We start from the raw sequence: 18,513 nt of genomic DNA, 5'->3' as shown, positions 1-18,513 counted from the left end.
ATGGCCGACCCTAAGAAACGCATACCGATGAACCACGTAATTGGTTTTCTATTGTCTATTGCGATGACGTTACTCGCAGCTTGGGCAGTCGTAAGCTCTAACTTGCCTGTTAGATGGGTGATCATTTCCATCTTAATCCTGGCTCTTCTCCAAGCGGGTGTTCAGCTATTCATGTTCATGCACATCACGGAAAAGGGAAGTGGAGGCGGCCATGTACCATGGAACATGATGTTCCACGGGTTCGCACTTGCCGCGATTATCGTCGCTGGTTCATTATTTACGATGTCTTTCGGCTTCCATGGTGGTCATGATGGTGACGGTGGTCATCAACAGCAAGAACAACAGCAACAAGAAGAGCATGGAGGCAGTCATTAGGGGAATTTCGTATTAACAAAAGACAGGATGGTGAACAGTTGTGGAGCAGGACGATAAACACCTTTATAATATACCCTCAGGTTTGTGGAAAAACGTTATTAGTTTTGTCATATGTATTGCACTGACAGCAATCTCTCTGGTGGGATTATTCTATAGTGGGTACAGTCCTAAGTTGCTTCTGGCTTTAATCGCTGTCCTTGCTTTCTCACAAGCGATGGTTCAGCTGTTTCGAATTCAACCATCGGATTAAACGAAAAAGCCCTTTTCCAATTAATTGGAAAAGGGCTTTTTTTATTATTCATACTTAGTTTCATCGGTCAAGCTCTTACAATTTTTCCATTGTTTCTTGAAGTTTTGGGTTTGCTTTTACCATAGCAATGATGAACATCACCCAGGCGACTTCTGCTACAATTAGACTTAAATAGTAGCTGCTCCATGTCATGGAGAATGCCGCTGGTGTTGTAAAGTACAGTACTTGGAAAAAGTACACCCACATCCCTACTAATAGTACGGACTGCACGGCTGCTAAAACTGGTTTTTTCATTTGAATAAAAAGAAATGGAGTTACTGTTGCAAGCAACAGGAACAATACGGCTACACCCATTGACCACAACTCCTTTTTTATTTTTTGATACCGTGTAAGCGTTATCTTATTTAATATTGTAACAAATTATTCTCACAATGGACACAAATTGTTCATAATTAGGTATCTATACCTAAATTATTCCACTTTACCTATTAAATAAAACCTCTCTTGAGGTCCTAGAACTCATGAGAGGTTTTGGTATGATCTTATTTATCAGTCTGGAACTTTTGAAGAAGAAGGAACCCGGTAACCATTGTAAAGAATATGATCAGAAGTCCCATAAATCCTTGGGTGAAGTCAGTTTTTTCTACTGCATAACCGAAGAGAGGGAAGCTGATCATTATAACGAAGCTCTCTGTCAGACCGATCATTGAGAAAAAGGTGGAGCGCACATTACTTGTAAGAAGGTTTTGGACGAACGCTGTAAAGATCGGCTCAAAAAGACTGAGCAGCTGGGCAAGGAAAAGGAACGAAAGTAGAATCGCCCAATTACTTGCGAAAATAAACAATATGAAAAACAGCACGTAGAGACCGAGGCCATAATATAAAAGATTAAAGAATTTGAAACGCTCCTCAACCTTATAAGCAATCTTCGCCATGACAACACCTAGTAAACCTTCGATCGTAAATACCGCTCCAACGACAACAGGTGAATAGCCTAATTGAATGAAATATTCCTGTCCGTAAAAGGTGATAATGACTAAAACAGAAGAGGCTAAAATAAATAGCACCACAGGCTTATGAATGATCGGATTGTTCCGCCACACTCGGGTGCCCAGTTTAAATTGGTGAACCCACTGATGATACCAGCGTCCCCCAATATCCTCCGTTTTGTCACGCTCAGGTTCTTTCATGAAAAACAGCGGAATGATAGCCAGCACGTGAGTAAAGATAGTTGAACCATATACCCATTCCCAACTCACTTCAGCGAGAAATCCACCGAGAAATTTTGCAACGCTCAATGATAACAGGGCAAGTGCTGTCATACTGCCGACAACCTTGGTATAATCTTTTTCACGCTTTTCATTTTTTAAGGTATCATACGCAAAAGCTTGTTCCGCACCAGAATGGAAAGTAATCATAAGCCCCATCGACATAAAGGCAAGTGTGAAAAGGGAAAAGGATCCGCTGATCATCATGAATAGTCCGTATAGTAAGCTGAAAAAGTTACCAAGCACAAGACTCGTTTTTCGCCCGTACAAATCAGCGACCATTCCTGTAGGAACTTCGAATAAAACAATGGCCAGATGAAGAAATGCTTCCAGGATACCAATCTGGCCGAAAGTCATTCCCTTGTCACCAAGATAAATCACCCAGAGGGCGCGGTCGAAAAACAACTGGGCAAAGAATATATAGAAGTAAAGCATATAGATGTTCGTTTTTGTTTTTAACATATCGTTGTCTCTCCTTATACATAAATCAACATAAAAAGGCACAGGAAAGTAAGATTCCTGTGCCTCATCGTTATTTCGGGGAAATCATACTCACGTTCACAGCATATTAGAATGTCAGCTAAAAAAGGACACACGTGTCCCGTAGTAGGCTGAAATTCCAATAATAGACATCATTAATACGAGGTATTTTTTAACTTGCTTGATGTCTAATGCGAACGTAAACATGATTTTCCCTCCTTTATGTATAAGCTGTTTATATTATAAACGGCTTTCATGTCGTGAACAAGGGAATTAGGAAATGATTTCCCTTTCAAAAAGCGTTTGCATTTTTGTGACAATTATGTGTAAAATACTAAAAGCAGGTCATCTGATGACCTTATTTTTATGGTTATACTGTAAGCGTTCACAAAGCTATGAAACAATCAAAGTCGGAGGGATCATGATGTTATTAATGGTGGCTTTAAGTGCAATTATTGCTCCTTTTTTATTTTTGGTCCTCTTTCGTATGCCAGCCAAAAAGGGGATGTTTTTTAGTGCAGTAATTGTTATAGGCTTAGCATTCCTTGCCTGGGGAGTGAAGGGAGAGGTCATCGCTGCTTCGGTGTTAGAAGGGACCCATAAGACGCTGACCATTTTATTTATACTATTTGGAGCCATCGTGCTGCTGAATACACTTAGACACACAGGAGCAGTGAATCGGATCAACCAGGGGTTCAGGAATATCTCCACAGACATGCGTGTCCAAATTGTCATTGTCGCTTTTTTATTCGGTGCCTTGATTGAGGGAGCAGCGGGGTTTGGAACACCGGCAGCTGTTACGGGGCCGTTGATGGTGGCCTTAGGTTTTACGCCAATGGCAGCTGCAGCGATTGCGCTCATTGCGGATAGTTCAGCGGTTTCCTATGGTGCGGTTGGCACACCAATTCAAGTTGGATTAAGTAATCTTCCTGAAGCGGGATTATTATTTTATCGTGAAATCGGGGTGCAAATCGCATTTTTTGATTTATTTGCGGGGACGTTCATTCCATTTATCTTAGTCGTCGTCCTGACCGTGTTCTTTGGAAAGAAAAAAGGGTGGAAGGATGCAGTTGAGATGCTTCCATGGACGTTATTCATCGGGCTTCTTTATACGTCATCTGCTTTGCTTTATGCTTCTTTATTCGGTCATGAATTTGTTGCAATCCTTGCGTCATTGACTGGGTTAATCGCAGCGACCTTTACCGCAAAAAAAGGCTTTTTACTGCCAAAGTCTTCGTGGCAGGATGCCCTGCAGGAGGATTTTGTTGTAGAAGAAAAGAAATCGAATATGACTCTTTTGACAGCCTGGTCTCCGTACCTTGTCATCGTTGCTTTACTGTTACTCACAAGGATTGTCCCAGCCGTGAAGAACTTTACGCTGACTTGGGTGGATCTCACATGGACAAACATCCTTGGGGTGGACGGAATTACTTCCAAATGGCAAGTGCTATACTCTCCAGGATCTGTGCTCGTTTTTGCTGCTATTTTAGCCGTAGTTATCCAGCGTAAATCATTCCGTAATTTTACGAAAGCAGCTAAGGAATCCATTCTTTCTATGAAGGACGCGGCATTGGCTTTAGTTGCAACGCTTGCGCTCGTGCAGGTGTTTACAAACTCTGGGATGAATGCGAATGATTTGGTCAGTATGCCTCAGTACATAGCTCAAACGTTAGCGAGCGCATTTGGGTCCATGTGGGTGTTAGCGGCTCCGTTTTTAGGAGAGCTGGGTGCGTTCATAACGGGAAGTGCTACAGTTTCGACGCTTACGTTTTCACCGATTCAATATAGTATTGCTGAAGAAACTACATTAGCTAAGGATACGATTCTTTCCTTGCAAGTCATTGGTGCTGCTGCAGGCAACATGATTTGTGTACACAACGTTGTTGCCGCAGGAGCTGTTGTAGGGCTATCAGGAAAAGAGGGCGATATTATTCGGAAAACGATTCTACCGGCTCTGCTTTACGGGCTGCTGGTTGGATTTGCCGCTTTTATTATTACGTTGATTGGTTAGAAAACGCTTCCCCTTTCGATTCACGGACATTTAGAGTAAAATGAAAGTAATACGTGACTTGAGGTTGGAGGCAGCATGTTGGAATATAAACCAATTAGAACGAAAAAGATTTATGAACAAGTAGCCGATTCCTTGCTCGATTCTTTAAAGAATGGAACTTTGAAATCCGGTGATAAATTAGATAGTGTTGAAGTCCTTGCTAAAAATTTTGATGTAGGAAGATCAGCCATTCGGGAGGCTCTGAGCGCATTAAGAGCGATGGGTCTATTGGAGATGCGGCAGGGGGAAGGAACCTATGTGAAATCATTTGATGCTACACGCTTTTCCTTACCGGTCTCCGTGGCGTTTCTTATGAAACCAGAAGACATGAAGGACTTGCTTGAGGTAAGAAAGATTTTAGAGGTGGGAGCAGCAGGCTCAGCCGCCGCTTCTCGTTCCGAAGAAGACTTAGAACAAATGAAAAAAGCATTACACGCAATGGAAGAAGCCAAAGGAAATGGCGAGCTTGGAGAACAGGCAGACTTGAATTTCCATATGGCACTTGTAAGAGCTACCCACAACCACATGCTTATCAATTTGATGAACAGTGTTTCAGAAATTATGGTTCAGGCGATGCGGGAGACACGTAAACTGCTTCACACAAACGATGGAACGGACAAACTTTTACAAGAACATAAAAGGATTTTGGCTGCGATTGAAGCGAAAGAGGAAGAGGAAGCGCGGGTAGCGATGTATGCTCACTTGAGCAGCGTTGAACGATCTTTAGCGGGTTATTTGAAATAAGGGATTCTGAGACACTCAGCATCCTTTTTATCCAGGTTAGTCATCAGATGACCTTATGTATAATGTTAGGAGGAAATGCAATGAAAGTTTCCCTATTTATCACTTGTCTGTGTGACACGATTACTCCAGACGTAGGGAAGGATACAGTACAGCTTCTGGAACGATTCGGGTGTGAAGTTGATTTTCCGGTTGGTCAAACATGTTGCGGGCAGCCTGCTTATAATAGCGGCTATAAAAGTGAATCAGCAAAAGCCATGAAACAGATGATCAAAGCATTTGAGCCATCTGAATTTGTGGTCGGTCCTTCAGGGTCTTGTGTGCAGATGATCAAAGAATATCCAAAAGTTCTAAAAGATGAACCAGAGTGGAGAGAACGAGCAGGAAGACTCGCAGAGAAAACTTATGAGCTAACCCAGTTTCTTGTCGATGTTTTGAAGATTGAAAATGTAGGATCGACATTCAAAGGAACAGCAACTTATCACCCCTCTTGCCACATGACTAGGCTGTTAGGCGTTAAGGATGCACCTCGTATACTATTGGAAAATGTGGAGGGACTGAACTTGATTGATCTTCCTTTGAAAGAGGATTGTTGTGGGTTCGGAGGTACATTTGCTGTGAAAAACTCTGCCATCTCAGGTGAGATGGTTCAGGAAAAAGCCGAGCATATTGGCGAAACGAAAGCTGACTACTTAATTGGTGGAGACATGGGCTGTCTTATGAACATGGGAGGCCGTTTAAGAAGGAATAAACAGGAAGTAAAGGTTCTTCATATAGCACAAGTTTTGAACAGTCAGTAAGAAAGGGGCGATTACAATGAGCATCAAAATCGGGAGCAAGGCTTATGCCGAGCGGATTCAGGATGGGATCGACAATTCATTTATGAGAAAAGCCGTCTCCTCTGCCCAGGGTCGTTTTCGTACAGGACGTTTGAAAGCAGCCGAGGAGCTGGGGGACTGGGAGGATTGGCGGACGCTTGGGGAGGAAATTCGTTCTCATACGATGGAAAACCTCGACTATTACCTTCATCAGCTTAGTGAAGAGGTGGAGAAAAGAGGCGGAACGGTGTTCTTTGCAGAAACGGCAGAGGAAGCAAACGCCTATGTTCAAGAGATTGCTAAGAAAAAACAAGCTAAAAAAGTCGTTAAATCAAAATCGATGGTCACCGAGGAGATCGGCTTAAATGAAGCCCTTGCCGAAAGCGGCTGTGAGGTAGTCGAATCAGACCTTGGCGAATGGATTCTGCAGCTTGATGAAGACCCTCCATCTCATATCGTTACCCCTGCTCTTCACAAAAATAAGGAGCAGATTCGGGAGACTTTTGTAAAAAAGAAAGGATACACGAAATCAGATGATCCTGTTGAACTTGCCGCCTTCGCGCGTGAACAGCTCCGTCAAGATTTTCTTAGTGCTGACATCGGCGTCACGGGATGTAATTTTGCTGTTGCAGAATCAGGTGCCGTCACTCTTGTGACCAATGAAGGAAACGCCCGAATGGTTACATCGCTTCCTGACACTCAAATCTCAGTCATGGGAATGGAACGAATCGTGCCCACCTGGGAGGACCTCGAAGTCGTTGTAAGCTTGTTGACCCGTGCTGCAGTAGGACAGAAACTGACCAGCTACATTACGGCCCTCACAGGTACGAGGCTTGAAGATGAAGTGGATGGACCAGAAGACTTCCACCTTGTCATCGTGGATAACGGTCGCTCAAAAATTCTCGGTACAGAGTTCCAGTCGGCACTGCACTGTATTCGTTGTGCAGCCTGTATCAATGCTTGTCCGGTTTACCGTCACGTCGGCGGCCATTCGTACGGTTCGATTTACCCTGGACCTATCGGAGCTGTTCTCACACCACTCCTTGATGGATACGAGGACCATAAAGAACTGCCTTATGCCTCCTCCTTATGCGCGGCTTGTACAGAAGCGTGCCCTGTAAAAATTCCGCTTCATGAGCATTTGATCATGCACAGAGAAATCATTGTTGAACGCGAAAGAATGAACGCAAAGTCTGAGGAGATCATGATGAAAGGATTTGCTAAATGGGCATCTACTCCAGCAGCGTACAAGATGTCCACCAAAATGGCGCGGACAGCCTTAAAACCTTGGACAAAGGATGAACATATCGAAAACGGCCCTGGACCATTGAAGGGCTGGACGGACCAACGGGATTTTCCAGCCCCTCCTAAGAAGAGCTTTAGAGAATGGTATAAACATCGAGAAGAAAGGAGGAATGGCTGATGGCGATTCATAATCGGGAAGCCTTTTTAGATAAACTGGCTGGCCGCCTCGGAAGGCCGCGTCGTACAGAGGTCGCGCCGCCTTCTTATTCTGTAAGACCTCAGGAACGTGTTTTCCAGGGGGCAACCCAAGACGAACTCGTTGAAAAACTGGAAGCACAGTGTGAGGTCATCCATACAAGCTTTGAGCGGGTTACTCTTAGTGAACTTGAAGATACTTTAAGAAGAGTACTGAATGGGTATGGAGTATCTAAAATTGTCAGTGCTGGAGGTCCGCGCATTGAAACGAGCGGATTAGTAGATTTTTACGATCAATTGCGTAAGGAAGATTATGAGGTTCAGATATGGGATGAAGAAAAAGGGAGACAGAATGTTGAATTTGCTGAACAAGCCGGAGCAGGAATTGTGTTCAGTGATATCACCCTTGCAGAGTCAGGGACAGTGACCCTTTTTAACGACCGTTATAATGGAAGATCCATCAGCCTCCTTCCTGAAACCTTCATTGCCATCATTCCGAAAAGTACGATGGTGCCGAGAATGACTCAGGCTGGCCGGTTGATTCACGAAGAAGAAGAGAAGGGGAATCCAGTATCTTCTTGTGTGAGTTTTGTTACAGGCCCGAGTAACAGCGCTGATATCGAGATGAATCTAATCGTAGGGGTGCACGGCCCTGTCAAAGCTACTTATATTGTGGTTGATGATCTGTAGACATTCCTCACCTGAACCAAATGAACCTGATGTGACAATTTTATGGCTTAGGAAGGAAAAGCTCCTTTTTTGTCGAATGGTTGTAGTGTTAAGTTAGGTTTAACGATGAGGAGGATCTACAAATGTTCAAAAAGATCGCTAGTGATGCTCTCGGGTTAAGTGATATTGGCCGGATCATCAGTAAAGAAGATTTCGATAAAACGCAGTCCGATGACTTTGTGCTAACTGAAACTAACTGAAGACGGTGAAAAGATCCATTTCTTAATAAAGTCCAAGTCGGATGAGTATTGCTTCACAAACCGAGCATTAATTCATCTTGATGGAGAAAAAGCATCAAGCAGCAAACGAAACATTTACCGCTATGATTATTACCAAAATCATATTAAGGATGTATCGATCGAAACGGCAGGTACCATTGATCTTGATTTGGAAATCAAATTTACGATGGGAAGTAAAATCTTCAGTATTGATATTGCTAAAGATGAAGGAGAAGCTATAGCTGACTTGTATAAGTCTTTAGTAGCTATCTCGCAAATCCAGGAAGAAAACCGTCTCCATACAGAGTTTTCTAAGGATAGCATCGGCAACGCGTCCGCTGTTATTCAAGATAACCGTTTTCATGATAACGATATCTCTAGGGAGTTCGAACAGATCGTTAACTTTTCTTACAGTTGGTATGAACAGAAGCATCGTGAAAACACGCAGAAGGATTTTAAAGCGATTTTTGAGAAGTATATTCATAACTGATTATGCTGGTTAAAGGGCGTCCACTTTTTAAAGTGGGCGTTTTTTTATAGCTTTGTTAAATCTTCTTGTTGATTAGTTACAAACATGCCAGACTGCCATCTTCAAAAATAGCCTCCGTATGCTGGACAAAGATAAATAGAGGGGGAGGGAATTTGCCCAGGCGTGAGGGGGAACTACCTTTTGCCGACAAGACCTAACTCTTTTACTAAGAAAAATCGGCAATGAACGCTTTTTTTGCTGGGATCAAATAAAAATCATTTTCTGAAGAATATTAAGAAAATGTTACAAACTATACTGCTGCACAAATTCTGCGCAAAAAATTGTTAAAATAGCCCCAACGATTTTTTTAATAGAGGAGAACAATCATGAAACTCCAAGATCTTGTCTACGAACTCGAAACACGAATGAAACTAACAACGATCAACATCGATGAAGATATAACGGTTGAAGGACTTGCAGATAATTCAAGAGAGGTTAAGGAAAACTATTTATTTGTTGCAGTAAAAGGGTTTGATAAGGATGGTCACTCCTATATTAACCAGGCTGTAAGAGACGGGGTGTCTGTAGTCATAGGGGAAGAAGACCTTGCTGATGAAGTGGGAGTACCGTATATAAAAGTCCCAAATTCTCGTAGAGCTTTGGGAATCTTAAGTAACAAATTTTATCATTTCCCAGCGAAAGATAAATGGTTGATCGGAATAACAGGAACGAATGGAAAAACAACGACCAGCTACCTTCTTAAAGAGATTATAGAATCTTCAGGGAAATCGTGTGCAGTCATTGGGTCGATCCAGAACATTGTGAATGGCAGGGTGTATCCAACCCAAAATACGACACCAAGTTCTCTTAAAATCAATCAAATGTTGGCTATCAGCACGGACGATGTTGTTATTATCGAAGTAACCTCCCACGCTTTAACTCAATATCGAGTAGAAGGACTGGCCTTTGATATGGCTCTTTTCACAAACTTGAGTCATGATCATCTCGACTACCATTCTTCTATGGAGGAATATTTTGAGGCGAAGAGACGATTATTCCACATGCTGAAAAAAGAAGGAAAAGCGGTCATCAATACAGATGACTCATGGGGAGCGCACCTGGAAAGGTTGCTTAAAGATGAAGGAAAACCAGTCTTTACTGTAGGAAAAGAGGAAGGAAGAGATTTTCAAATCGCTCAAACCGAAGCTAATCCCCCTAAACTATTGATTAAAGATAAAAATGGTGAAACAACCATCTATTCAAACATGTCTGGTATGCACAATATGTACAACATGACGATGTCCTTTGCTGCCGCTGCCCTCGTCGGTTTGGATAAGGCATTGATTGGTGAGGCGATAGAGAAGTTTGAGGGGGTAAAAGGTCGTTTTCAAATGATAAAAATCGATGAAGTTACAGCTGTGGTGGACTATGCTCATACACCCGATGCGATTTATCATTGCTTAAATACAGCGAGACAAGCTGGTGCAAGGAAAATTATCCATGTGTTCGGATTCAGGGGCGACCGAGATTCGACTAAGAGAAGAGAGATGGTGGCGATTACTTCGGAAATTAGTGATCACTATATTCTTACATTTGATGACTTGAATAGCGTTTCTGGTGAAGAAATGGGGGAAGTGCTTAGACAGCTTCAAGACATGCATGGAAACGAAAAAGGAAAAGTGATCACAGACCGTACCCTTGCGATAAGGGAAGCAATCGAACTTGCTGATGATGGGGATTGGATTCTCGTTACTGGTAAAGGAAATGAAAGCTATCAACTGAACTACTCTTTACCGACTGACTCTGATGAAGAAACGCTCCACTATTTTGCTTTGGAACAAAGTAGAGGATGAACAGTATTAAAGCGGCTCGGATGGAGGTAAGGAATGTATCAGTTTTTCAGTCAAATCAGCAATTTTTTCAGCCAGCCTTTTTTTAATCTAGCGAACCAGTGGGAAGGGGTTCCTTTCTTAAGTGCTTTACTGCTTGGTTTAGTTGGCGCAGCAGCTCCATGTCAATTTACAGGTAATTTAGGCGCTATTACAATATATGGGAATCGTTCCCTGCAGGAAAACATTCCCTGGCTGCATATCTTTCTATTCATTCTAGGGAAGATTGCTGTGTTCTCTTCGCTGGGTGCTGTCGTATGGATTTTTGGTAAGGAGTTTTATGGTTACTTCACTATGTATGTCCCATTTATAAGGAAGCTGATCGGACCTCTTCTCATTTTGATCGGGCTTTTTATGATCGGTCTTTTTCATATGCGTTGGAATATAAAGTTAGGCACGGTTCCAGAACGTTTTCTAAAGGATAGCAAATCAGGCAGTTTTTTAATGGGGATCAGCTTTACTCTAGCTTTTTGTCCTACGATGTTTGTCTTGTTCTTTATGACCCTCATGCCAGTTGTCCTATCAACCTCCTATGGAGTTGTCCTGCCCTCGGTATTTGCGCTGGGTACATCCATTCCTTTACTGCTTTCTATTTTTATTATCTGGTATTTCGGTATGGGAAAGATGTTTATGAAACGCGGAAGGAAGTTAGGTGGAATAGTGCAAAAAGCTGCGGGGTGGATACTAGTCATCCTTGGATTGTTGGACACTATCACTTACTGGTCATAAAATACTTATACCCCGTATATGTTTCATCTATTGTCCTTTAGGTAATAAAAATATAAATACCTAAAGGAGGATGCCTATGTTAACACCAGATATCCACCAGTTATTCGGTGAAATGAACGATGGAGTAAAGCATTTTGAGCTTACAGCTGAACCTGTTAAACAAGAAATATTGGAAGGTGTATATATGGAGGGATGGGGGTATAATGGGTCCATTCCAGGTCCTACCCTGGTGGTTAACCCAGGAGATAAAGTTTCAATTAGAGTGAATAATCAATTGCCAGAGCCTACAAGTGTCCACTGGCACGGATTAGATATCCCTGAAAAAGCGGATGGAGGAGTGGAACTTCAACCCTCACCCAGTATAGAACCCGGCCAGTATTATGATTATGAATTTACCGTTATTAATTCACCCGGCGCTCATATGTATCATACTCATTACAATCCAATGAAACAGCAGATGATGGGTTTAGCTGGAGGGTTTATTATTAAAGAGAAAGATGATCAGGTCGATGAAGATTATTTACTCTTGCTGCAAGAATTTGCATTGAAAGAATTAGAACATGGGAAATTAGAAGAAGGCACTTACCAGGTCAACCCCCATTCCCATCAGTTTAATTTTTATACGATTAATGGTCGTTGCTTCCCACATTTAAGTCCTATGGAAGTAAGAAAAGGAGACCAGATAAGGGTTCGGCTCGGAAGTATTGGGCACAGCCCACACCCAATGCATATTCACGGCCATCAGTTTACGATAGAAAACCAGGATGGAAATCCATTGCCTGAAGCTCTTAAAATGGAAAGAAACAGTGTAACTCTCTCCCCCGGAGAGACTTTTGATATCCTGATTAAAGCGAATAATCCTGGCGAGTGGCCATTCCATTGTCATACCCCGCACCATATGTCGAACAATGGAACGGAAGGTCATGGTGGGATGATGACTTCATTGAAGTACTTAATTTCGTAAAGCAAAAACGATTTCAAAGAACCCAATCTAAAGTGATTGGGTTCTTTTTTATGGTAGGAAAAATCCAATAATTTTCCATGAAAACTGCACAGATTATGCATGGATATAAATTACATTCATAATTAAGGATGGTGATCTTATTGAAGATATTGTTAGCAGCCTTAGCTTCTGCTGGTATTTTAGTATTAAGTGCCTGTGGGCAACAAGAAATCAAAGTGGATAAAAATGTGCAAGAAAACAAAGTTGGAAGTGGAAACTCCCAACCAGCTGAAATTAAAGAGTTTGATGTAACCGCGGAAGAAGTCAAATGGGAGCTGAATTCTGAACATCAAATTATGGCCTACACATACGGGGGGACGGTTCCTGGTGAAGAGATAAGGGTGAAGGAAGGCAAAACTGTAAAAATTAATTTTACAAATAATCTTAAGGTCCCTACCACCATTCACTGGCATGGTGTTCCTGTCCCTAATGAGCAGGATGGGATTCCAGGTGTAACCCAGGATGCTGTTTTGCCTGGAGAAACCTATACTTATCAGTTTACTGCAGAAAATCCAGGGACGTACTGGTATCATACCCATCAAAATGGAGCAGAAATGATAGATAAAGGCTTGTATGGCACATTTATTATTGAGCCTGAACAGGGTAACCCTATAGATAAGGATTATACGTTGGTGCTTGATGAGTGGGAGTCAAGTAAATTAAATCGAGAGATTACAAGTTATCATGGAGATTCAATGGCTCACGGGGGGCATTCTTCGGACCAAGAGCAAGGGATGATGGAGCACAATATGGACTCCTATGATATCTATACCATCAATGGAAAGACCTATGATTCAACCTCTCCTTTAAAAGTAAAAAAAGGTGATAAAGTAAAACTGCGCTTTGTTAACGCGGGTTACATCGTGCATAAAATGCATATTCCTATTGAATATAAAGTAACACATGTGGATGGGCAGGAGGTAAATGCTCCAAAGGATGAAGATGGCTCGATCCTTGAGATCGCTCCAGGTGAAAGGTTCGATATAGAGTTCTCAGCTGATGGAGAAGATAACTTCACGATAGACAACCATGTAAGCAGGAAGGCTGCTAAAGATATGAGGATTGATGTAGTTTACGTGGACGGGAAGACGGAAACTCAATCTCACACTGAAGAATCGAAAGAAGTAGACCTTACAAATTTAGGTGAATACACAGAGGGACCTTTTTCATTGGAAGATTCATTCGATACTGAATATGAAATGGATTTAGGAGCCGCCATGTCAGACGAAGGAATGAAGATGGTTTGGACGATTAATAATGAAGTCTACCCTGACACAAAACCTTTTGAAGTAAAGAAAGGGGAAAAAGTAAAGGTAAGGTTAGTCAATAACAGTATGGATGATTCTGTTCACCCCATGCATCTGCATGGCCACTTTTTCCAAGTGTTAAGCAAGGATGGGAAACCATTGAAAGGCTCGCCAATCATAAAAGATACGCTAAATGTTAAGCCTGGTGAAACTTACGAAGTGGCTTTTCTAGCTGATAACCCGGGAAATTGGCTGTTTCACTGTCACGACCTTCACCATGCTTCGAATGGAATGGTAACTGCGATTAAATATAAAGGTTTTGAACCGAGTTATAAAGATACAGGCAAAGTAGAGAATCAACCGGAATAGAATGGCTCAATAAAATAACGCTGTTCCAAATGGAACAGCGTTATTTTACGATTAACAATATACGGTTCGTGGTATGGGTATAATAAATAGAAGTGAAGGAGTTGATTAGAAGTGGTTGGAATGATGAATGGAAATGGAATGGGTGGAGGGTTCTTTGGCTTCGGATTTATCGGCTTGCTCATTATAGCCGCTATTATTCTCGTCATAGTTTGGATGATGAAGCCAAATGCCACTGATAAGTCAGGATCAAAAAACAGTGATTCCCTGGAAACATTGAAAAAACGATTGGCGAACGGAGAAATTTCAGAAGAAGAGTACGATCGATTAAAGAAAAAGCTAGATGACTAGATTGTTTAGAGGTGAAGATGATGAAAAGAAAAGTAATCGGTTCCGTTTTAATCGCTATACTCTTACTGATGGGAGGGTGGTTGTATTTCAATACACCTTTTGCAAGTAGCCAAGATGATCAATCCTTGCCTGCAAACGTCAATCAAGAAGGTGTGAGTATAGTAGATTTAAAGAGACAAAAAGCAGGAGATCGCCCTATAAAAACCATCAATTTAACTGCTGAGTCTACCACCTGGAGCCTGGATCAAAATAAACAAGTAGAAGCCTGGACCTATAATGGCAAGGTACCTGGCGAACCGATTCGTGTTACAGAAGGAGATTTTGTTCGAGTGCATTTAAAAAATAAATTGAATGTACCTGTGACGATTCATTGGCATGGAATGATCCTGCCTAACCAAATGGATGGAGTACCAGGTTTGACACAGAATGCGGTACAGCCTGGGGGTACGTTTACTTATGAATTTGTAGCCAATGATGCCGGTACGTACTGGTATCATTCTCATCAGCATAGCTCGAAGCAAGTAGATAAAGGGTTGTATGGTCCTCTTGTCATTGAAGAGAAGGATAAGGCAACGCAACAGGATAAGACGTATATTTTGGATGAATGGGCAGTGAATCAGGAGAAGCAGAGTTTATCGAATATGGGCGGAATGATGATGGGATCCATGTCAGGGGACGGGGAAGCAGATACGAAAGAAATGTATGACACGTTAACGGTGAATGGAAAGTCTGCGGCTGCCATTAAACCACTTGAAATGGAGGCAGGAGAAACTGCGCGCCTCCGCTTCATCAACGCGGGGTATCGAAAGCATCGCCTGGTTTTTCCTAAAAGTTCTATAAGAGTTATGGCTATCGATGGTGAAGAAGTCAAAGGGGAAGAAAACTCATCCAATACGGTCGAGGTTGCTCCTGGAGAACGTATAGATGTCGCTTACACCAAACAGGGCAATGAGCCTGAGTTGATTGGGGAAGATCCTCAATGGCAGGATGCGGACCAGATGAGAATCCCGGTAGTATCTAAGGATGGAGCAACACCTGGGGGTTCTAGCAAAACCACTGTACCTACCCCATCCTCCATAACTGATGGAACGTCAAATGGAAGTGAGAAACTACTATTTAATGGAAAACCAAAAGTTGATGTCTCCTATCAAATGGATTTAAGTATGGGAATGAACATGGGAGAAGGAATGGTATTCCAAATCAATGATGAAGTCTTTCCTGATACTCCAATGATTAAGGTAGAAGAAGGGGATGTTGTGAAAGTGAAAATTAAGAACTCAGGTAGACTAAATCATCCTATGCACTTACATGGACATCGTTTCCAAGTAGCTTCTAAAAATGGACAACCTTATCAAGACCCCATCGTCAAAGATTTGATTCAGGTGGAACCTGGAGAAGAGTACACTGTCTATTTTAAAGCAAATAATAAGGGAGAATGGCTCTTCCACTGTCATGATAATAACCATGCAGACCGAGGGATGGTAACCATCGTGGATTACCAGGGGGTATATTCACCTTTTGAGTTAGGGGGAGAAAAGAACAATCAACCATGATGGTGAGAAAGGCATTATAAAGCTTCATGCTTTTTTACGCGATAGAGTTTTCTCTATTCACATAGCAAATAATAGTTATTCCTCAAAGTAGAAGTTATTTCGAATCAAGGACTTTTAAAAAATAAGAAGAAATGGACTTTCTGCAGTCAGGGAGTCCATTTTTTTTCTATAAATATCAAAAAAAATATTTATGGATTAACAAATCTAAGATTCTTCACAATTTCTCGATATTTTTTTGTGAAGGTAATAGAAGACTGTTTGAGGAGTGTGTAATAAATGAAAAAAATTCTTTTTATCTCTTTTTTAATCGTAATAATCGTAGTAGCAGGATGCAGTCAATCGAATCAGGAGGAAAGCGGAAACCAGTCTTCTGATCAAGAGCAATCTGCGAATGAGGCTACTTCTTCTTTTGAAGGGAGCCTAGAGCATGTACATGGCGTGGGATACACAAATGAAGACACAATAGCCTATGCCGCCCATTCTGGAGTTAAGCTTTACAAAAATGGAGAGTGGTTAGAAGCTGTTCATCATAAAAATGATTACATGGGCTTCACTGTAGTTGAAGATGGCTTTTATACTTCAGGGCATCCAGGTCAGCAAAGCAGCCTCCCTAACCCGATTGGGCTTCAAAAAGGGAAGGTTTCAGAAAAAGGTTTAAGTTCTCTAGCATTTGAGGGGGAAAGTGATTTCCATGCGATGGGAGTAGGATATCGCAACCAGGCAGTATATGTCCTGAATGAACGCCAACACTCAAAAATGGAGAAAGGTCTTTACAGCAGCTTTGATCAAGGAAAGTCATGGGATAAGCTAGCAGCTGATAATCTAGGAGAGAAAATCTTTCAAATCGCAGTTCATCCTGATAATGAGAAGATCGTGGCGGTAGCTGGTGCAGAAGGCATTTATTTGAGCGAAGATAAAGGTGAGAGTTTTACGAGGATTTCAGACCAAGGACAAGGAAGCGGACTATTTTTCACAAAAGATCGTTTATTATATGGACTCTATACTGGCCAGCCTTTCTTATATAGTTATCAATTGGAAGATCAATCAAAGCAAGAAATTTCTCTTCCAGAACTTAAAGAAGATGCGGTTATGTATGTCTCTAAACACCCTGAAAATGAAAAAGAAATGGTCATTTTCACTATAAAAGGAAGCAGTTTTACGACATCTGATGGAGGAGAATCTTGGAAGCAAATAATTGACCAGGGGAAAACGAAGTAAGAGAGAAAAGGAATTAGCCCTCCATAGAAAGAGAGGTTCTTTTGAAACTACACAAAAAAAAGAAACGTTTGATGATGAGAGCAGGAGTACTTAGTTTTTTTGCCTTATTAGTTGGGTTTGTCCTTTATCAGAATTTCACGAAAGACTCAGCTGTCATTCAGGCGGGTGACAAGGCCCCTGATTTCACGCTGAAAACGTTGTCTGGAGAAACCATACAGCTTAGTAATTATGAAGGGCAGGGGGTATTTCTGAATTTTTGGGCTACGTATTGTAAACCGTGTGAAAAAGAAATGCCCTACATTGAAAGTCAATACCAGCAGTTCAAAGACAAAGGGGTTAAAGTTTTAGCTGTGGATGTTGGAGAGAACGAGGTGACCGTCTCATCCTTTGTCGAAAGGAAGGGGATGACCTTCCCTATCTTGATGGATCGAGGAGAGCAATTACTTGAAGCTTATGGAATTGGTCCGATCCCTGTCACGTTCTTAATTGATAAGAATGGAAAAGTGGTTGACCGCATAACAGCTGGAATGACAGAACAGGAGATTCATGACTATATGAAGAGAATTCAGCCGGAAAAATGGAGGGATACGAATGGCTGATGTTAATATTTTTTTAGCTTTTGGAGCGGGGTTCTTATCATTCGTTTCTCCTTGCTGCCTGCCACTTTATCCAGCCTTCCTTTCCTATATCACTGGAATGTCAGTCGATGAATTACACAAGAAGAAGTTATTCTTACAGAAACAGCCCCTTTTGCACACTTTGTTTTTTCTGCTAGGTTTTTCAATAATATTCATTGCCATTGGATTTTCCACCTCTTGGATAGGAGGCTGGTTCATACGTTATAATGATCTAATAAGACAGCTTGGGGCTATATTGATTATTTTCTTAGGTCTGGTTGTAGTCGGTTTTTATCGACCAACATTTTTTATGAAAGAATATAAAGTTTCGTTGAAAAACAGGCCGCCCGGTTACTTTGGTTCAAGTGCAGTAGGAATGGCATTCGCTGCTGGCTGGACACCTTGTACGGGACCGATCTTGGCAGCTGTTATTGCATTAGGAGTCTCTTCACCAAATGAAGCGGTCATTTATATGATCAGCTATGTTCTCGGGTTTTCCATCCCATTTTTTGTCATGGCCGTATTTATTGGGAGAATGAAATGGATAAAGAAGCATAATAGAAAGATTGTGGCCTTTGGAGGTTACACAATGATCTTCATGGGAGTTTTCCTGTTCTTCGGCTGGATGACGCAGTTGACTTCTTTTATTACCAATCAGTTTTTTGGCGGCTGGACGGGCTTTTAACTTTCCTCTCTAGCGCA

The 18,513-nt window shown here is 41.8% G+C and carries 18 protein-coding genes and 1 pseudogene; 16 read left to right on the top strand and 3 right to left on the bottom strand.

Translation table 11 applies throughout. The features are described from left to right. Positions 1-375 (top strand): cytochrome aa3 quinol oxidase subunit IV, encoded by a 375-nt coding sequence (gene qoxD, locus HM131_RS18165; protein ID WP_085031105.1) that lies wholly within the window; start codon positions 1-3, stop codon positions 373-375. A gap of 167 nt (positions 376-542) precedes the next feature. On the opposite strand, the gene HM131_RS20995 is transcribed toward qoxD, so the two are convergent. From HM131_RS20995 to HM131_RS18155, 3 genes are all read right to left on the bottom strand, one after another. After that, a complete protein-coding gene (locus HM131_RS20995) occupies positions 543-689 on the bottom strand; it encodes a hypothetical protein (RefSeq protein ID WP_198162675.1) in 147 nt (48 codons plus the stop codon). Between the two features lie 11 nt (positions 690-700). Continuing rightward, on the bottom strand, positions 701-979 hold the full coding sequence (locus tag HM131_RS18160; RefSeq protein ID WP_085031104.1) for a hypothetical protein: 279 nt from the start codon (positions 977-979) through the stop codon (positions 701-703). A gap of 188 nt (positions 980-1,167) precedes the next feature. Then, positions 1,168-2,355, bottom strand: a complete 1,188-nt coding sequence (locus tag HM131_RS18155; RefSeq protein ID WP_085031103.1) for an MFS transporter — start codon at positions 2,353-2,355, stop codon at positions 1,168-1,170. 442 nt (positions 2,356-2,797) lie between these two features. Here HM131_RS18155 and HM131_RS18150 point away from each other — a divergent pair, with 442 nt between their 5' ends. The 15 genes and pseudogenes from HM131_RS18150 (at position 2,798) to HM131_RS18080 (ending at position 18,496) form a co-directional block, all read left to right on the top strand. After that, on the top strand, positions 2,798-4,384 hold the full coding sequence (locus tag HM131_RS18150) for an L-lactate permease (RefSeq protein WP_085032105.1): 1,587 nt from the start codon (positions 2,798-2,800) through the stop codon (positions 4,382-4,384). A gap of 78 nt (positions 4,385-4,462) precedes the next feature. Then, positions 4,463-5,167, top strand: coding sequence for a FadR/GntR family transcriptional regulator (locus tag HM131_RS18145; protein ID WP_085032103.1), 705 nt, complete (start codon positions 4,463-4,465; stop codon positions 5,165-5,167). An 80-nt stretch (positions 5,168-5,247) separates the two neighbouring features. Next, complete coding sequence (locus HM131_RS18140; RefSeq protein ID WP_085031102.1) at positions 5,248-5,964, top strand: (Fe-S)-binding protein; 717 nt, start codon at positions 5,248-5,250, stop codon at positions 5,962-5,964. 16 nt (positions 5,965-5,980) lie between these two features. Next, complete coding sequence (locus tag HM131_RS18135) at positions 5,981-7,405, top strand: LutB/LldF family L-lactate oxidation iron-sulfur protein (protein WP_085031101.1); 1,425 nt, start codon at positions 5,981-5,983, stop codon at positions 7,403-7,405. Next, positions 7,405-8,112: a LutC/YkgG family protein gene (locus HM131_RS18130; protein ID WP_085031100.1), complete on the top strand. Its 708-nt coding sequence runs from the start codon at positions 7,405-7,407 to the stop codon at positions 8,110-8,112. The genes HM131_RS18135 and HM131_RS18130 overlap by 1 nt, the downstream gene beginning before the upstream one ends. A gap of 122 nt (positions 8,113-8,234) precedes the next feature. Beyond that, a pseudogene (locus HM131_RS18125) lies at positions 8,235-8,859 on the top strand (PH domain-containing protein). 365 nt (positions 8,860-9,224) lie between these two features. Further along, entirely contained in the window at positions 9,225-10,691 is a 1,467-nt protein-coding gene (locus HM131_RS18120; protein ID WP_085031099.1) for a UDP-N-acetylmuramoyl-L-alanyl-D-glutamate--2,6-diaminopimelate ligase, read from the top strand. 33 nt (positions 10,692-10,724) lie between these two features. After that, positions 10,725-11,456 carry an urease accessory protein UreH domain-containing protein gene (locus HM131_RS18115; RefSeq protein WP_085031098.1) on the top strand — a complete coding sequence of 244 codons (732 nt, stop codon included), beginning with the start codon at positions 10,725-10,727 and terminating at the stop codon, positions 11,454-11,456. 76 nt (positions 11,457-11,532) lie between these two features. Then, positions 11,533-12,420 (top strand): multicopper oxidase family protein, encoded by an 888-nt coding sequence (locus HM131_RS18110; RefSeq protein ID WP_085031097.1) that lies wholly within the window; start codon positions 11,533-11,535, stop codon positions 12,418-12,420. Positions 12,421-12,548: 128 nt separating this feature from the next. Continuing rightward, positions 12,549-14,075, top strand: coding sequence for a multicopper oxidase family protein (locus HM131_RS18105; protein WP_085031096.1), 1,527 nt, complete (start codon positions 12,549-12,551; stop codon positions 14,073-14,075). A gap of 120 nt (positions 14,076-14,195) precedes the next feature. Further along, complete coding sequence (locus HM131_RS18100) at positions 14,196-14,423, top strand: SHOCT domain-containing protein (protein WP_198162786.1); 228 nt, start codon at positions 14,196-14,198, stop codon at positions 14,421-14,423. 17 nt (positions 14,424-14,440) lie between these two features. Beyond that, on the top strand, positions 14,441-15,976 hold the full coding sequence (locus HM131_RS18095; protein ID WP_085031094.1) for a multicopper oxidase family protein: 1,536 nt from the start codon (positions 14,441-14,443) through the stop codon (positions 15,974-15,976). Between the two features lie 276 nt (positions 15,977-16,252). Continuing rightward, positions 16,253-17,194: a F510_1955 family glycosylhydrolase gene (locus HM131_RS18090; RefSeq protein ID WP_085031093.1), complete on the top strand. Its 942-nt coding sequence runs from the start codon at positions 16,253-16,255 to the stop codon at positions 17,192-17,194. Between the two features lie 71 nt (positions 17,195-17,265). After that, positions 17,266-17,793: a thiol-disulfide oxidoreductase ResA gene (gene resA, locus HM131_RS18085; protein ID WP_085032101.1), complete on the top strand. Its 528-nt coding sequence runs from the start codon at positions 17,266-17,268 to the stop codon at positions 17,791-17,793. Further along, positions 17,786-18,496, top strand: a complete 711-nt coding sequence (locus HM131_RS18080; protein WP_085031092.1) for a cytochrome c biogenesis CcdA family protein — start codon at positions 17,786-17,788, stop codon at positions 18,494-18,496. Before resA ends, HM131_RS18080 begins: the two co-directional genes overlap by 8 nt. The last annotated feature ends 17 nt before the right edge of the window (positions 18,497-18,513 follow it).

It is taken from the genome of Halobacillus mangrovi (genome assembly GCF_002097535.1).
In the GTDB taxonomy this organism is placed as follows: domain Bacteria; phylum Bacillota; class Bacilli; order Bacillales; family Halobacillaceae; genus Halobacillus; species Halobacillus mangrovi_A.
The sequence above is the reverse complement of the archived record's forward strand: the minus strand, read 5'-3'. Positions and strand labels throughout refer to the sequence as shown.

Bases quoted from the DNA above. Each gene is read 5' to 3' on its own strand.
- HM131_RS18115 (WP_085031098.1), top strand. From the start codon at position 10,725: ATGTATCAGTTTTTCAGTCAAATCAGCAATTTTTTCAGCCAGCCTTTT.
- resA (WP_085032101.1), top strand. From the start codon at position 17,266: ATGATGAGAGCAGGAGTACTTAGTTTTTTTGCCTTATTAGTTGGGTTT.
- HM131_RS18120 (WP_085031099.1), top strand. From the start codon at position 9,225: ATGAAACTCCAAGATCTTGTCTACGAACTCGAAACACGAATGAAACTA.
- HM131_RS18160 (WP_085031104.1), bottom strand. From the start codon at position 979: ATGGGTGTAGCCGTATTGTTCCTGTTGCTTGCAACAGTAACTCCATTT.
- HM131_RS18135 (WP_085031101.1), top strand. From the start codon at position 5,981: ATGAGCATCAAAATCGGGAGCAAGGCTTATGCCGAGCGGATTCAGGAT.
- HM131_RS18130 (WP_085031100.1), top strand. From the start codon at position 7,405: ATGGCGATTCATAATCGGGAAGCCTTTTTAGATAAACTGGCTGGCCGC.
- HM131_RS18080 (WP_085031092.1), top strand. From the start codon at position 17,786: ATGGCTGATGTTAATATTTTTTTAGCTTTTGGAGCGGGGTTCTTATCA.
- HM131_RS20995 (WP_198162675.1), bottom strand. From the start codon at position 689: ATGAAACTAAGTATGAATAATAAAAAAAGCCCTTTTCCAATTAATTGG.
- HM131_RS18140 (WP_085031102.1), top strand. From the start codon at position 5,248: ATGAAAGTTTCCCTATTTATCACTTGTCTGTGTGACACGATTACTCCA.
- HM131_RS18110 (WP_085031097.1), top strand. From the start codon at position 11,533: ATGTTAACACCAGATATCCACCAGTTATTCGGTGAAATGAACGATGGA.
- HM131_RS18150 (WP_085032105.1), top strand. From the start codon at position 2,798: ATGTTATTAATGGTGGCTTTAAGTGCAATTATTGCTCCTTTTTTATTT.
- HM131_RS18100 (WP_198162786.1), top strand. From the start codon at position 14,196: ATGATGAATGGAAATGGAATGGGTGGAGGGTTCTTTGGCTTCGGATTT.
- HM131_RS18090 (WP_085031093.1), top strand. From the start codon at position 16,253: ATGAAAAAAATTCTTTTTATCTCTTTTTTAATCGTAATAATCGTAGTA.
- HM131_RS18155 (WP_085031103.1), bottom strand. From the start codon at position 2,355: ATGTTAAAAACAAAAACGAACATCTATATGCTTTACTTCTATATATTC.
- qoxD (WP_085031105.1), top strand. From the start codon at position 1: ATGGCCGACCCTAAGAAACGCATACCGATGAACCACGTAATTGGTTTT.
- HM131_RS18095 (WP_085031094.1), top strand. From the start codon at position 14,441: ATGATGAAAAGAAAAGTAATCGGTTCCGTTTTAATCGCTATACTCTTA.
- HM131_RS18105 (WP_085031096.1), top strand. From the start codon at position 12,549: ATGGTGATCTTATTGAAGATATTGTTAGCAGCCTTAGCTTCTGCTGGT.